The sequence below is a fragment of the Bradyrhizobium sp. SZCCHNS1022 genome (assembly GCF_032484835.1).
GTDB lineage: Bacteria > Pseudomonadota > Alphaproteobacteria > Rhizobiales > Xanthobacteraceae > Bradyrhizobium.
In genome coordinates this window covers 239,516-254,666 of record NZ_JAUETT010000005.1, presented here as the reverse complement: position 1 = coordinate 254,666, position 15,151 = coordinate 239,516, and the positions used below count along the sequence as shown (strand labels likewise).

The 15,151-nt window shown below is 63.3% G+C and carries 11 protein-coding genes, 1 tRNA gene and 1 pseudogene; 9 read left to right on the top strand and 4 right to left on the bottom strand.

What is annotated here, in order from left to right:
* The first annotated feature begins 108 nt into the window (after positions 1–108).
* The 5 genes from QX071_RS26565 (at position 109) to QX071_RS26545 (ending at position 3,681) form a co-directional block, all read left to right on the top strand.
* Positions 109–630 carry an Hsp20/alpha crystallin family protein gene (locus tag QX071_RS26565; protein ID WP_315705251.1) on the top strand — a complete coding sequence of 174 codons (522 nt, stop codon included), beginning with the start codon at positions 109–111 and terminating at the stop codon, positions 628–630.
* A 159-nt stretch (positions 631–789) separates the two neighbouring features.
* Entirely contained in the window at positions 790–1,095 is a 306-nt protein-coding gene (locus tag QX071_RS26560) for a DUF3551 domain-containing protein (protein ID WP_315705252.1), read from the top strand.
* A 126-nt stretch (positions 1,096–1,221) separates the two neighbouring features.
* Positions 1,222–2,139 carry a 3,4-dihydroxyphenylacetate 2,3-dioxygenase gene (gene hpaD, locus QX071_RS26555; protein ID WP_315705253.1) on the top strand — a complete coding sequence of 306 codons (918 nt, stop codon included), beginning with the start codon at positions 1,222–1,224 and terminating at the stop codon, positions 2,137–2,139.
* Positions 2,140–2,250: 111 nt separating this feature from the next.
* On the top strand, positions 2,251–2,445 hold the full coding sequence (locus QX071_RS26550) for a hypothetical protein (RefSeq protein WP_315705254.1): 195 nt from the start codon (positions 2,251–2,253) through the stop codon (positions 2,443–2,445).
* Between the two features lie 981 nt (positions 2,446–3,426).
* Positions 3,427–3,681 (top strand): hypothetical protein, encoded by a 255-nt coding sequence (locus QX071_RS26545; RefSeq protein ID WP_315705255.1) that lies wholly within the window; start codon positions 3,427–3,429, stop codon positions 3,679–3,681.
* Between the two features lie 176 nt (positions 3,682–3,857).
* On the opposite strand, the pseudogene QX071_RS26540 reads toward QX071_RS26545, so the two are convergent.
* Positions 3,858–4,040 (bottom strand): annotated as a pseudogene (locus tag QX071_RS26540) (SOS response-associated peptidase); the annotation flags it as partial.
* 272 nt (positions 4,041–4,312) lie between these two features.
* On the opposite strand from QX071_RS26540, the gene QX071_RS26535 reads away from it, so the two are divergent.
* On the top strand, positions 4,313–5,992 hold the full coding sequence (locus tag QX071_RS26535; protein WP_315705256.1) for a methyl-accepting chemotaxis protein: 1,680 nt from the start codon (positions 4,313–4,315) through the stop codon (positions 5,990–5,992).
* Positions 5,993–6,408: 416 nt separating this feature from the next.
* Here the strand turns inward: QX071_RS26535 and QX071_RS26530 are convergent.
* From QX071_RS26530 to QX071_RS26520, 3 genes are all read right to left on the bottom strand, one after another.
* A tRNA-Gln gene (locus QX071_RS26530) sits at positions 6,409–6,482 on the bottom strand.
* Between the two features lie 430 nt (positions 6,483–6,912).
* Positions 6,913–10,056, bottom strand: a complete 3,144-nt coding sequence (locus QX071_RS26525) for a multidrug efflux RND transporter permease subunit (protein ID WP_315705257.1) — start codon at positions 10,054–10,056, stop codon at positions 6,913–6,915.
* Positions 10,053–11,222 carry an efflux RND transporter periplasmic adaptor subunit gene (locus QX071_RS26520; protein WP_315705258.1) on the bottom strand — a complete coding sequence of 390 codons (1,170 nt, stop codon included), beginning with the start codon at positions 11,220–11,222 and terminating at the stop codon, positions 10,053–10,055. Before QX071_RS26520 ends, QX071_RS26525 begins: the two co-directional genes overlap by 4 nt.
* Before the next feature lie 175 nt (positions 11,223–11,397).
* Here QX071_RS26520 and QX071_RS26515 point away from each other — a divergent pair, with 175 nt between their 5' ends.
* From QX071_RS26515 to QX071_RS26505, 3 genes are all read left to right on the top strand, one after another.
* Entirely contained in the window at positions 11,398–11,859 is a 462-nt protein-coding gene (locus tag QX071_RS26515) for a MarR family winged helix-turn-helix transcriptional regulator (protein ID WP_315705259.1), read from the top strand.
* A gap of 212 nt (positions 11,860–12,071) precedes the next feature.
* Positions 12,072–12,311, top strand: a complete 240-nt coding sequence (locus QX071_RS26510) for a hypothetical protein (RefSeq protein ID WP_315705260.1) — start codon at positions 12,072–12,074, stop codon at positions 12,309–12,311.
* A gap of 257 nt (positions 12,312–12,568) precedes the next feature.
* Positions 12,569–15,130, top strand: a complete 2,562-nt coding sequence (locus QX071_RS26505) for a TonB-dependent receptor (RefSeq protein WP_315705261.1) — start codon at positions 12,569–12,571, stop codon at positions 15,128–15,130.
* Positions 15,131–15,151: the final 21 nt, after the last annotated feature.

Below are 15,151 nucleotides of genomic sequence, written 5' to 3'. Positions count from 1 at the left end.
GCGTCATCGATACATTTTTCCCGTCAAACGCGAACAGCGGTTTGCCGGCCGGTTGCGCTGTGCCCTGCCGAGAAGCTCAGTCTCGCGTTGAAACCAGGAGAATGGATCATGGCTGAACCTGCCAAGCTGCCTGTCAACACCGAGAAAGCGTCCGCTCCGTCCGTGCAGGGCTGGCGGCCGTTCGAGAATCTGCGCCGCGAGATCGACCGCGTGTTCGAGGATTTCAACACCGGTTTCTGGCGCAGTCCGTCGCTGTTCGAGTCCCTGCCGAGCCTGGCGCGCGCAAGATCGTTTGCGGTCGCGCCGGCCGTAGACGTCGCCGAGCACGAGAAGGCCTATGAGGTGAGCGCCGAACTGCCCGGCCTCGACGAAAAGAATGTCGAGGTGAAGGTGGTCAACGGCGTGCTGTCGATCAAGGGCGAGAAGCAGGAGGAGAAGGAAGAGAAGAAGAAGGATTATTACCTGCGCGAGCGCAACTTCGGATCGTTCGAGCGCTCGTTCCAAGTCCCCGACAGCGTCGACACCGACAAGATCGAGGCCAGCTTCAAGCAGGGCGTCCTGAAGGTGATCTTGCCGAAGAAGGCCGAGGCGCAGCAGGCCGCCAAGAAGATCGCCATCAAGGCCGCGTGAGCAATGTTGAGCAATGTTATTCAACCTGCCGCATCTGGTTCGATCCGGATGCGGCCGTTACATCCGTAGCGCGATGGCGCGAATCGCACCCTGGTTTCGTTGCTCCGGATCGTTAAAGTGTTCCGGGCAAGATCGCCGTTCGGCCGAGGAGATTCCAACATGACGACGTGGTGTGTGCGCGGGATGCTGGCGGGCGGATTGGCGCTGTTGGCGCTCGCGCCGCAGACCGCTTCTGCGCAGGACTACCCCTATTGCCTGCAGGGGCGCAGATGGGGATATCCGGGCAATTGCGCGTTCCAGACCTATGAGCAATGCCAGATGACCGCGTCCGGCACCGAGGATTATTGCGATGTCAATCCGCGCGCGGCGTATGCGCGCCAGTGGCAACAGCCCGGGCCCGGGATCTACCAGGACCAGCTGCCGCCGCGCCGCCGACATCACCGGCATCCGCGGACGCCGCACTGACGCTTCGTCCCGCCGCCGATCCGTCTTGCACAGCCGGGCAAGGGCGCTATCCTGTTCCAAACGCGCTGCGGGCGGCCGGGGAGGCCGCCTCCTGCGGCGAATGAACGGAATGGGAGGATGTGACCGATGGGCAAGCTCGCACTGGCTGCGAAGATCACCCACGTGCCCTCGATGTATCTCAGCGAGCTGGACGGCCCCGGCAAGGGCAAGCGGCAGGCGGCGATCGACGGCCATATCGAGATCGGGCGGCGCTGCCGCGAGGCCGGCGTCGACACCATCGTCGTGTTCGATACGCATTGGCTGGTGAATGCCGGCTATCACATCAACTGCGCGCCGCATTTCGAGGGCCTCTACACCTCGAACGAATTGCCGCACTTCATCGCCAACATGACCTACGCGTATGACGGCAATCCGGAGCTGGGCCGGATTCTCTCCGAAGAGGCCAATGCGCATGGCGTCGTCACCATGGCGCATGACGCGACCTCGCTCGCGCTCGAATACGGCACGCTGGTGCCGATGCGCTACATGAACCCGGACCGCCGCTTCAAGGTGGTCTCGGTGTCGGCGTTGTGCACCTCGCATTATCTCTGGGAAAGCGCCAAGCTCGGCTGGGCCTTCCGCCGCGCTGTCGAAGATCATTACGAGGGTACGGTGGCATTCTTCGCCAGCGGCTCGCTCAGCCATCGCTTCGCGCAGAACGGCACGGCGGACGACTATCGCGACAAGATGTTCAGCCCGTTCCTGGAGCGGCTCGACCACGAGGTGATCCAGATGTGGGAGCAGGGCGAGTGGCCCGACTTCTGCGACATGCTGCCGGAATATGCCAGCAAGGGTCATGGCGAAGGCTTCATGCACGATACCGCGATGCTGCTCGGCGCGCTTGGTTGGAACCACTACGACCGCGGCGTCGAGGTGGTGACGCCGTTCTTTCCGTCTTCCGGCACCGGGCAGATCAACGCGCTGTTTCCGGTCTCGCCGATGCCGCATGCGCTCGACGACATCGGCCGGCCGCGCGCAGCGGCACTGGCCGGCGGGAGGTTGTGAGCGGCGACTGGGTTCGAGCACCGATTCCGCCGGGACGGGCCACCCGGCAGGCATGAAGACGTCCCGGCGTCAAGGGTTGCGAAAATGCGGCAACTCTGCATAGTTAAGCGCATGCGCAAGAGTCTTCCCCTGCTTCTGTTCGTCCTGGCCGCCGGCGCCGCCGCATGGTGGCTCTCGGGCGTTGCCCATGATGATCTCGGCCTGTCGGGGCAAGCCGTGCGGATCGACGCGCTGCTGTCGGCCGCGGGCCTCGGCGGCGTTCTCGTGCTGGCCCAGTATTCGGACCGATTCGGCAAGAAGCCGTAGGCGATTGCCCGCGGGATTCGTTGCGGATGGATCGGATGGGCGGCACTTTTTCGGCTGCCCGGATCCATCCATGTAGCGCGACCGCCGGCCAGTGACACATTGAGACGACGGCGAGCCGGATGCGTCGAAGCCGGACATGATCCGCATGGGCGCGTCCTGATTCACATTTCAAACAGCTGATGCGACGCACGGCCACGGTCTCGCGACACGCGTCGTGTCCGAGTTTCGCCGGTAGCGTTACCCTCGTGAAAGACGAGGGCGCAGGGAAGGCGGGGTGCGGGCCGCACCCATGGCCCCCGTGCGAACAAGAATGCACGGGGCAGGAACCACAGGTTTGGCCGAGGCATCCCGGCCTTCCCTGCGCGATGGTTTTAACGCTTATAAGCAGTCTCCCTGGTGCACCGGGCTTTTGGCCACCATGTCGCGCATGACGCTGACGCGTCAGCTCGAGGACACCAGCGTCGGGGTGTCAGGACCCTGCAACTTCACGTCCGCGACTTGCCGTTCGTCCGCGCGCAATACGCACGCTGCGGCTCATCGCGTCCACCGCTCCCCGCCTCGCGTCTCGTGACGACCGCGCGTACGCCCCTCGCATCGAGGCGGGATATCCGCAAGATGAAGCTGATTTGGGGTCTTTGCCCAGCGGATTATTTTCGGCTGATCATCTGGACAGCCCAAATCAGCTTGAGATCGTTCGCGAATTTTCTGTTTCCGCGCGAGCGATAGGGGGGACCCAAAAGCGGCGTGGCGGTCGGAGCTGATCGCGCAGACAAATCATGGCAATAGATCGAGACAATCGCGCTGTCGCACAAATTACCGTGTCGCATTCGACGGGTGCAGTCCAGCGCCGCAATCACCGCGCTGCCCACAGGAAGCCTGTCTCTTTCTCCGCAACCGTCCGGAGATGGAAAATCGCCTGCGATTAAGCCGCTATACTGAAGATCGAGGGCGCGCTACGGAATCTATTTTCGGGCAAGTGGCATGGACTACAAGGTTTTGGTTGGGATTGCCGTGGTGATCGGCGTGATCATCGTCGAATGGCTACGGGCGAAGGCCTACCAGTACGAGCGCCTCGCCGGCGCCAGCCAAGCCGTTCACGACCTTTCGCGGGCGTGCAGCTACCACTATGAGGAGAAGGATCAGCCGCTGCCGAAGAATGTCGACGAGGCGCTCGACTACATGGCCGATACGCTGAAGCGTGGAACGGCACCACCGGCAAGATCGATCTCCACCTGATGGGCGCGGCGATGCTCGGAAGTGCCATGGGCGAGGCGGCGTACCAGAAAGGCTTCGATGCTGGACGCCGGTGGTCGGACCCGTCCGACGGCGAGCGCCGCATCGACCTGCCGCTGGAGCAATGGCGCTGGATCAGATACCTCGCGCACATCGGTTTCCTGAACCAGATGCCGAACTACGCCCCTGCGCGCCATGACCAGCTCGCTCCCGCCTTCGCCATTGCGTACGATCGGCGCCAGGTAGTCGGGAAAGATGCCCGGCAGAACGGGTAGGTTGCCTGTGCGGTCATGCTCCGGCGCGACGCCGAACAATCGGCGGATCGCGTCCACGTTCCTTGTCATGGAGTAGAGATTGCACATGCTCAAATCTGCAAGAGCCTTCATCCTCCAAGGCCGGCACTGCAACCAATAGCCTGATCCGGCTGACCGCGCCGACGGCGGTCACAAACCCGACGAGTTGGACAGCGGCATAACAGATATTCCCGTTGGGCAGCCGCGGAGGAGTCTCGCGTATTTCTACGGGGGGCCACCTGCTAAACTATTTTAAACCTCCCGCACGGCACACTTCGTTGGAATCTACCAAGGAAACCAACGGCACCCGCTGGCTGGATGCCCTCTTGCAGGAAACTGACATGGTCCTCACCATACCACGCCGCTTTGCGGTCCTGGTCGCGCTATCCATTGGCGTCTGCATCGCTGCCGTGGTCAGCCAACTTCTCGCTACCCGAACGGCCCTGGTCGAAGAGCGCAAGGCCGCAGTCGTCGGACAGGTGCAATCCGCTGTGTCGATCATGAAGGGCTTTGCCGATGCGGTGGCCAAGGGTGCCCTGACCGAGGACGAGGCGCAGAGTCGCGCCAAGACGGTGCTACGCGGCATCCGCTTCGGTAAGAACGACTATATCTTCGTCTACCAGCCGGACGGTGTGAACCTCGTGCTCGGCCCGAAACCGGATTGGGAGGGCAAGAGCGTCATCAACGAGAAGGACGCCAACGGCCTGCCTCTGATACGCGAGCTGATCGCGGCTGCGGCCCAGCCTGGTGGCGGCTTCGTCAGCTATATGTTCGCGCGCGCCGGCAGCACCGTCCCAGTGGCGAAGCTCGGCTACACCATGAAGGCCGATCCGTGGAACTGGGTGGTCGGCACCGGCGTCTATGTCGACGATCTCGACGAGGCGTTCTACGCCTCGGCGAAGGTTTCGTTGATGTGGGCCGTAGGGCTGATCGGTCTGCTCTGTGTCGCGACTCTGATCATCGCCCGCGGCCTGGTCCGACCACTGCAGGCGATCACCAGCACGATGACCGAGCTTGCGAACGGGAATCTTGCCGTGCAGATCCCGAACTCGGAGCGGCGCGACGAGGTCGGCGAAATGGCCCGTGCCGTCGAGGTCTTCAAGGTCAATGCGGCCGCCCGTCAGCGGCTCGAAGCTGAGCATCAGGAGCAAGAGGCGCGTCAGGCCCAGCAGCGCAAGGTCGACACGAGGCGGCTTGCGAATGACTTCGAAACGGCGGTCGGCCAGATCATCGAGGCCGTCTCGTCGGCAGCGACCGACCTTGAGTCATCCGCCCAGTCGCTCAGCGCAACTGCCGAGCGCTCGAAGGGTCTTGCCACCGCCGTGGCCGGCGCCTCCGGCGACGCCTCCAACAACGTCCAGTCGGTCGCCGCCGCCACCGAGGAAATGTTCTCCTCCGTGAACGAGATCAGCCGACAAGTGCAGCAATCCTCAGCGATCGCCAGCGAAGCGGTGGAGCAGGCCCGCAAGACCAATGAACGCGTCGGCGAATTGTCGCAAGCGGCGGCTCGTATCGGCGATGTGGTCGAGCTCATCAACACCATCGCGGGCCAAACCAACCTGCTGGCCTTGAACGCCACCATCGAGGCGGCGCGGGCCGGTGAAGCCGGCCGCGGCTTCGCCGTGGTCGCCTCCGAGGTCAAGGCGCTCGCCGAGCAGACTGCCAAGGCGACTGGCGAGATCAGCCAGCAGATCGGCGCCATCCAGACCGCGACCCAGCATTCGGTCACTGCCATCAAGGAGATCGGCGACACGATCGGCCGGATGTCGGAAATCGCCGCGACCATCGCAGCCGCAGTAGAGGAACAGGGGACCGCCACCCAGGAGATCTCGCGCAACATCCAGCAGGCTGCCAACGGCACGAAGCAGGTTTCAGCCAATGTTGCCGACGTGCAGCACGAAGCGACCCAGACGGGGGCGGCATCGTCGCAGGTGCTCAGCGCGGTGCAGTCACTGTCGCAGGACAGCAGCCGACTGAAGGCCGAGGTCCACAAGTTCCTCGACACCGTGCGAGCCGCGTAAAGAGCAGGCCGTCGGCGAGTGCCGAAGGCTGCGTCCTTGGCGCGGCGTTCCCTTTATTGCCGGTCGTGCGCGCATCTGTCAGGCGGAGACGGCACGCCTATCGGCCTTGGGGCCCCGTCGGCGCGTGAGAGCAGGCATGCCCTAAGGGTTCCAGTCCCGCGCACGTAAGGGAAGCCGCTAGGTCTTTGGGGGAGGGCGCGTCGACGAACCATAAGCGTGAGCGCGCCGCTGCTCCGGCGATGAGGCGAGACGACAGTCTCAAAGGCACCTCATCGGGAAGCCTGGATTCAGGCGTGGATGTCCCTTGCCGGCCTCGGTCAGCTTCACATAGGTGCCGCCCTCGTGCAGCCACAGCCAGCCGCGGGCGATCGCCAAGTCGAGGCCTAGCACATATTACGGTGGCGCTTATGTCAAGCTGGCTGGGGAACCTGGATTCGAACCAAGACAAACAGAGTCAGAGTCTGTTGTGCTACCGTTACACCATTCCCCAACGGAATTGCCGAGCAGTCTCAAGAGCTTGTGGAGCTGTCCGGCAGTGGTGCGCAAAGCGCCGCATGAACCAAATCAGCGGCGGGCACGGCGATCTTCTACCCGCATGTGACCGGGCTTGGCAAGCGCGTAAGGGGATGGAATTGGGGGGAAATTCGCGCGGCGGGGGTCTTTTGTCTGCCTTGCCAACCATCTCGTCTGACCCGGACAGGGAGTGGGATTTTCATCGGACACTCTGAATTGGTCCAGCGCTCCCGTCTCCCGGCTGGGATCTTGCGACGCCGTCCGATCCCTCTGCGCGAGCGAAGCGCGTCGTCGCCCCGCAGTGGGCGAGAGGTGAGCACCAAGCGATCCGCAAAAGGCTTGTATCGTGTGGGCAGAGGTCGCGGCCGGCAAGGCCCAGCCGCGCGCTCCCGCGTCGCGCGCCGGCGCTACTCCGCGGCTTCCTTGACCGCGCCGTGCTCGTCGCCATCGGCCTCGGTGTCCAGCTTGGAGCGGCCCCAGCGCGAGAAGGCGTTGTTGAGCTTGTCGAGATAGAGATAGACCACGGGCGTCGTAAACAGCGTCAATAGCTGGCTGACGATCAGGCCGCCGACCATGGAATAGCCAAGCGGCTGGCGGATCTCGGCGCCGGTGCCGGTGCCGAGCATCAAGGGCACGCCGCCGAGCAACGCGGCCATGGTCGTCATCATGATCGGACGGAAGCGGAGCAGGGCGGCCTGGCGGATCGACTGCTCGGGCGTCAGGTGACGGTCGCGCTCGGCGGCGATGGCGAAGTCAACCATCATGATGCCGTTCTTCTTCACGATGCCGATCAGCAGAATGACACCGATCAAGGCAATCAGGCTGAAATCGTAGCCGAACGCCATCAGGATCGCGAGCGCGCCGACGCCGGCCGAGGGCAGGGTCGAGAGAATCGTGATCGGGTGGATGTAGCTCTCGTAGAGGATGCCGAGGATCAGATAGACCACGACCAGCGCCGCGAGGATCAGCAGCGGCACGGTGGAGAGCGACTGCTGGAACGCTTGCGCCGTGCCCTGGAAGCTCGAGTTCAAGGTCGCGGGTGCACCGAGCTCGACCATCGCCCGCTGCACGGCCTGGGTGGCCTGGCCGAGCGCCACGCCTTGCGCGAGGTTGAAGCTGATCGTGATCGCCGGGAACTGGCCCTGGTGGCTGATCGATAGCGGCCGCACCGGCACGGTGGTCCATTTGGCGAAGGTCGACAGCGGCACCTGGTCGCCTGTCGTCGGCGACTTCAGGTAGATCTTGTCCAGCGTGTCGACGTTGGCCTGCAGCTCCGGCAGGATCTCCAGGATCACGTGATAGGAGTTGAGCTGGGTGAAATACTGCGCCACCTGGCGCTGGCCGAAGGCGTCATACAGCGTGTCGTCGATCAGCTGCGGGGTGATGCCGTAGCGCGAGGCGGTGTCGCGGTTGATGGTGAGCTGGACGGTGGTGCCGTCGGTCTGCTGGTCGGTGGCGACGTCGCGCAGCTCCTGCAGCGTCTTCATCTTGTCCAGGATCTTCGGCGCCCACTCGTTGAGCTCGCCGAGATTGGCATCCTGCAAGGTGAACTCGAACTGGGTGCGGGTCGGGCGGCCGCCGAGGCGGATGTCCTGCGCCGCCTGCATATAGAGGCGGGCGCCTTCGACCTTCTCCAGCTTCGGCCGCAGGCGGCCGATGATCTGCTGCGCCGAGGCGTCACGCTCCTCGAGCGGCTTCAGTGTGATGAACATGTTGCCGTTGTTGCCGGCGCGGCCCGAGCCGCCGATCGCCATCGCGACGCTGGCGACCCCCGGATCTTGCATCACGATCTTCGCCAGCGCCTCCTGGCGCGACTGCATCGCCCGGAAGGAGATGTCCTGCGAGGCTTCCGACGTCGCGGTGATCAGGCCGACATCCTGCTGCGGGAAGAAGCCCTTCGGGATCAGGATGAACAGATAGACCGACAGGCCGAGCGTGGCGAAGAACACCAGCAGCGTCACGAAGCGCCAGCGCAAGGCGACGTCGAGGCCTTTCTCATAGGCGTTAAGCAGAGCCTCGAAGCCGCGTTCGCTCCATTGATAGAAGCGGCCATGGGTCTGATGTCCGCCGCGCAGGAAGCGCGAGGCCATCATCGGGGTCAGCGTCAGCGACACCACCATGGACACGAAGATGGTCATGGTCAGCGTCACCGCGAACTCGCGGAACAGGCGGCCGATGATGCCGCCCATGAGCAGCAGCGGGATCAGCACGGCGACCAGCGAGATTGAGATCGAGACGATGGTGAAGCCGATCTCGCGCGCGCCCTTGAAGGCGGCGGCCATCGGCGATTCGCCTTCCTCGACATAGCGCGAGATGTTCTCGAGCATCACGATGGCGTCGTCGACCACGAAACCCACGGCGATGGTGAGCGCCATCAAGGAGAGATTGTCCAGCGTATAGCCGAACACCCACATCAGCGCGCAGGCGCCGAGCAGGGCCAACGGCACCGTGACGGTCGGGATGACGGTCGCCCAGAAGCTGCGCAGGAAGATGAAGATGACCATCACCACCAGGAAGATGGTCAGGAGAAGGGTGAACTGGACGTCCTCGACCGCGGCGCGAATGGTGGTGGTGCGATCGGAGATGACCTCGATCTTGATCGCCGGCGGGATCGCCGCGACCAGCCGCGGCAGCATCGCCTTGATCTTGTCGACGGTCTCGATGACGTTGGCGCCGGGCTGCTTGAAGATCACCAGGAACACGCCGCGCTTGCCGTTCGCCCAGGCCGCCTGCTTGGCGTCCTCGGGTCCGGTCACCGCCCGGCCGATGTCCCGGATCCGCAACGGAGCGCCATTGCGATAGGCGACGATGACGTCGTTCCAATCCTTGGACTCGGTGAGCTGGTCGTTGGCGTAGATCGTATAGGCGCGCCGTTCGCCGTCGACATTGCCCTTCGGGCTGTCGACGGTGGTGATCGCGATCTGGCTGCGCACGTCCTCCAGCGACAGGCCCTTGGTGACGAGCTTGGCCGGATCGACCTGGACGCGGATCGACGGCTTCTGCTGGCCGCCGATGATGACCTGGGCGACGCCGGTGATCTGGCTGATCTGCTGCGCGAGCTGGGCGTCGACGGAGTCCGAGACGGTGGTGAGCGGCAAGGTGTCCGAAGTGGCCGACAACAGCAGGATCGGCGAATCCGCCGGGTTGACCTTGCGGTAGGTCGGCGGCGAGGGCAGCGTCTTCGGCAATTGGCCGCTGGCCGCGTTGATCGCACCCTGCACGTCGTTGGCGGCGCCGTCGATGTTGCGGCTGAGATCGAACTGGATGGTGACGGAGGCGGTGCCCAGATAACTCGTCGAGGTCATCTGGGCGATGCCGGGGATCTGGGCGAACTGGCGTTCCAGCGGCTGGGCCACCGAGGTCGCCATCGTCTCCGGGCTCGCGCCGGGCAATGTCGCGGTGATCTGGATGGTCGGGAAGTCGACCTGGGGCAGCGGCGCCACCGGCAGCAGCGGGTAGGCCACGAGGCCCACGAACAGGATCCCCGCCATCAGCAGCGAGGTGCCGATGGGGTAGCGGATGAAAGGTGCCGAAATGCCGCCGCCGTTCATTCCTGCCGGACCTTCGCTTGCGCCGGGTCCGAACTCGCCACCGCGGTGGTGACCAGCGAGCCTGGCTGAACCTTGAATTGACCGCCCGTGATCACCTGCTGGCCCGGGGCCAGCCCATCTTCGATCACGGTGCGGCCGTCGATCGAGACGCCGGCCTTCACCTTGTGCAACTCGGCCTTGTTGTCCTGGCTCACCGTGTAGGCATAGAGCCCGTTGGTGGAGTGCTGGACGGCGTCATCGGGAACCACGGTCGCGTCCTTCAACGTCTTCACCAGGAGCCGCGTCGAGACCGACTGGCCGGGCCACAGCGCGTGATCCTTGTTGTCGAACACCGCCTTCAGCCGAACCGTCCCGCTGGTGGCGTCGACCTGATTGTTGATGACCGCGAGCTTGCCCTGGGCCAGCGTCTTCTTGCCGTCGGTGGTCATCGCCAGCACCGTCAGCGGAGCCACCTTCTGGCCTTCGTTGATATAGGGCAGCTGTTCCTCGGGAGCAGTGAAGATCACCGCGATCGGCTCGATTTGAGCGATCGTGACGATGCCGGTCTGCGTCGCCGCATTGACGATGTTGCCGATGTCGACCTGGCGCAGGCCGGCGATGCCGGTAATCGGTGCCTTGACCTGGGTGTAGTCGAGCTGGGTCTGCGCGTTGGCGATCGCGGCATCATCGGCTGCAATCTGCGCGGTCAGTTGCGCCACCGTGGAACGCTGGGTGTCGGTCTGCTGGCGGGTGGCGAACTCGCCGAGCTTGGTGAAGCGCTGCAGATCGAGATTGGCGTTGGCGAGGTTGGCCTCATCCTGCGCCTTTTTCGCCTTGGCCTGATCCAGGCTCGCCTGGAACGGCCGCGGATCGATCTCGACCAGGAGATCGCCCTGTTTGACGAGCTGGCCCTCGGTGAAGGCGATCTTGTCGATCTGGCCGTCGATCCGGGTCCGGACTTGTACGGTGTTGAAGCCCTGAACGTTGCCGAGGCCAGTCAGGTAGACCGGGAAGTCGGTCTTATCGACCGGAGCTGTCGAGACACGAACGGCAGGCGGCCCCGCTGCCTTCTGCGCCTCGGCGCGTTTGGCGGCTTCCGCGCCCTGATAACGCTGCCAGCCGTAATAGCCGCCCCCGCCAAGGACTGCCAGCAGCAGGACCCAACCGATAGCCTGTGACGTCTTCATGTCGGCTCTTTCGTCGGCTCTTCGATTTCGGCTTTTCGAAGCTGAAGCGAAGAGAATAACCGGTCTTTAAAACCGTTCCCAGCGCGCACAGATATAGTGTGCGTGCACTTTATGTGTAAACACACCGCTGCTTGAAGAAAACTAAACAATTTGACAGCTTCGAGGACCCGAGGACATGTCGTTGGACCTGAGGCGGCAGTTGGTCGCCCAGCTTGTCGAAAGCTCGCGCATTCTGCGCAACTATATTGATCATCGTGCCAAAGCGCGCGGCACCACGCGTGCGCAATGGATCGTGCTGTTTCGGTTGCGCGCGCAGGAAGGACTATCGCAAGTCGATCTCGCCGAAGTGCTGGAGCTGCAGCCGATCTCGCTGGTGCGGCTGTTGGACCGGCTGGTCGAGCAGGGGTTGCTCGAGCGCCGGCACGATCCCAAAGATCGCCGCGCCAACCGGCTGTATCTGACGGCTGCCGGACACAAGCTCGTCGATGATCTCGACGATCTCAGGGATGCGATCGCCGCCGACGTTCTGCACGGCATCCCTGACGACGTGGTCGCGACCAGCCTGACCACGCTGCGCGAGATCAAGGACCGCATCAAGGCGCTGTCGGATTCCGGCGATCATGCCGCTGCGAAGTAGGGCGATCTTGTCGTTACTACTTGAGCGTGTCGATGCTCGCGAACTTATGACTCCAGTGCCGCCGTTGATCTGAGCTCTCAATAGATTTGCCGCGCGTGAGTCGGGCGCTTCGGATCGGTCGCACCAGTTTAGAACGACTTCAAACCTGCCGCGCTCCGGTTGTCATCACGCAGCGGCCCGGTCCATATCAGGCCGAGCAGCGGGAGCGCGGAATGGACGAACTGAACGGGAAGATGATCGCCTGCCAGATCCTGGTGACGGGCCTGATCGCCAGGGTCGCCAATGAGCAGCGCGACCCCTTGCGCTTCCTCACCGATTTCCGCGACGAGATCAGAGCCGTCGTGAAGGGCGTGCGTATCGCCGGCATCGACAATTCGGATCGCGTGCGCCAGATCGCGCAGCAGACGGTCGATGAGTTGTTCTCGCTGATGAAGCCACCGAGCAGCGACTAGCATCCGAAACTCGCAGCGAAGCGATAGCCCGCGGACGCGCCGTTGTGAGGTCGACCCTACGAACTCTCACAATCGCAGCTTAGAGTCGTTTTAAGTTTGTTTGCTGGATTTAGAATCGTTTTGATCTGGAACTATTCAAGCTGAACTTGGACCTCCTCAAATTGACCCGCTGAAACACGCTCGATACCACCATCGTGATGTTCGCTTGCGAATGATCCGCACAAGCGACGTAGGAATACGGGGGCGTGTAAGAGGATATGGGACAGGTCATTACACCGCGATCGCTGCGTGCGATCGCAGCGATCAATTTCAATGCAAAGCTCGATGGCGCTACCGGCACCAAGGTGTCGGCGGTTGCGGGACTGATTGCCGTGGCCACGGTGTCGGGGGCCGAGGCGCAGCCGTCCTCCGACCTTCCGACCGTCAACGTCGATGCTCCGGTTGCGCGTCCGAGGCCTGCTGCCTCCAAGCCGACACCTGACCAGGTGCGCGCCCGCAATGCCCTGCGGCGCGCGGCGGAGCGGCAGCAGGCGGCGCAATCGCAGGCCGTTCCGTTCCCCAATGCGGGCGGGCTCGCCCCCCCGGATGCCAATCCCTATGCGGACGCGGCGGCGCCCTACAAGGTCGATCGCGTGCAGTCCTCAGGCAAATTCCCAGAGCCGATCCTCAATACGCCGAAGACGATCACGGTGCTCAGCAAGGAAGTGCTCGAGGACAAGAACGCCACCAACCTGAAGCAGGCCGTGCTCAGCACGGCGGGCGTTACGCTCGGTTCGGGCGAGGGGGGCAATGCCTTCGGCGATCGCTTCTTCATCCGCGGCTTCGATGCGCGCAACGACATCTTCATCGATGGCGTGCGCGACGCCGGCGTCAGCGTGCGCGAGAATTTCTTCACCGAGCAGGTCGAGATCCTGCGCGGCCCGGGCTCGTCGTTCGCGGGCCGCGGCACCACCGGCGGCGCGATCAATATCGTGACCAAGCAGGCGACGACCGCCGGCAATTTCTACAACATGGATACGACGTTCGGCACCGACCACACCAAGCGTGTGGTGCTCGACGTCAACCAGGTCATCAATCCGACGCTTGCCGTGCGGGCAGGCGGCTTGTTCCAGGACGCCAACGTTGCCGGCCGCGACGCCATCAAGGACAATCGCAACGGCGCTTTCGTCGCCACGACGTGGACGCCGATCGATCCGGTGAAAATCACCGCCAATTACGTCCATACCGAACTGACCGGGATTCCCGATTTTGGCGTGCCGTACTACCGACCGAGCACGGCGAGCACCGCCGGCGGCCCGTTCCCTGATTTCGGAGTCAACCGGAACAACTTCTATGGCCTGCTCAATCGGGACTTTTATCGAACGGGGCAGGACTTCGCGACCATCAACACCGAGGTCAAGATCACGCCCGACCTCACATTCAGCGACAAGCTAAGGCTGTCGCGATCGACCCAGAACTACATCGGCACGCTGCCGGAACAGCCGGTGGTCACCAATCCGAATCCGCTGCTTTGGACCTTGAGCGCCAATCCGCAGAGCCGTTTCCAGCAAACCGATGTGGTCGCCAACCAGAGCGAGTTCACCTACAAGTTCGACGACGGGCTTGGTTTCAGGCACACGGCGCTCGGCGGCGTGGAGATCTCGCGGGAAATCTCCAGCATCGATCGCTATACGGGATTGAGTTCGGAAACCGTCGGCGTGCCCTTCAGCGGTAGCGGCTCGATCTCGGGCGTGAACGTGTTTGCGCCCCAATATATGGAGACGCCGTTCACGACATCGCCATCCCTGTCCGGCCGGCCGACGAAGATCGCGGTCGATACGACCAGCGGTTATGTCATGGATAGCGCCAACTACCGTGATCTTGTGATCCTCAACGGCGGCGTCCGCTACGACGACTACAACATCAAGAGCAGCGGCTTCGGCACCGTGAACGGCGTTTCCAATGTATGGGGCGCCCAGGCCGCCGATTTCGGCCTGCCGAACTTCAATCTCGGTCTGACGCTGAAGCCGGCGCCGAACGGCAGCGTGTATGTCGCCTATGCGACCTCGTCGAATCCGGTCGGTGCCGAATTCGATGGCACCAGTACTGCCTATGGCGGATTGTCGCCGGTGCTCAACGGCGGCTCGAACCAGATCTTCGGGCCTGAGAAGAACAAGGCCATCGAGGTCGGGACGAAGTGGGAGTTGTTCGATCGTCATCTGCTGGTAACGGCCGCGCTGTTCCAGACGGAAAAGGAGAACGCGCGAGAATCGCAGAACATCACGGCGGCGACGGCAACCGCAACCTGTCCTTATCCAGCCGGTACGACGGGCACGGTATCCTGCATCACGGCCGGCGCTGCTTACCGCATCCGCGGCATCGATCTCGGTATCGGCGGCAAGATCACGGACAAATGGAGCGTGTTCGGCGGGCTCGTGCTGATGCAGTCGGAGGTGACGAAGTCGCTTGCGCCGCCGGCAAATACGACGCTGTACAAGTCGAATGTCGGCTTGCAGCTTGCCAACGTCGCACATCAGTCCTTCAGCATGTTGACGAAGTATCAGCTGAACGACACGTGGGAGATCGGCGGCCAGGCTGTGTACCGTTCCAAGATCTATGGCGGTACGCTGCTTGCGGCCAACCAGGGCACGTCAATTCCGAGCTACTGGCGGTTCGATGCGTTCGCAGAAGCCAAGATCGACAAGCATTGGACTGCCAAGCTGTTCGTCAACAACATCTTCGACAAGCGCTACTACGACGCGCTCTATCAGAGTGCAGCACCGTTCGTGCTGGAGGCGCCGGGCCGCGCGGCCTATCTGGTGCTCTCGGCGCGGTACTAAGGCGCTGCTGAAGGAAACATC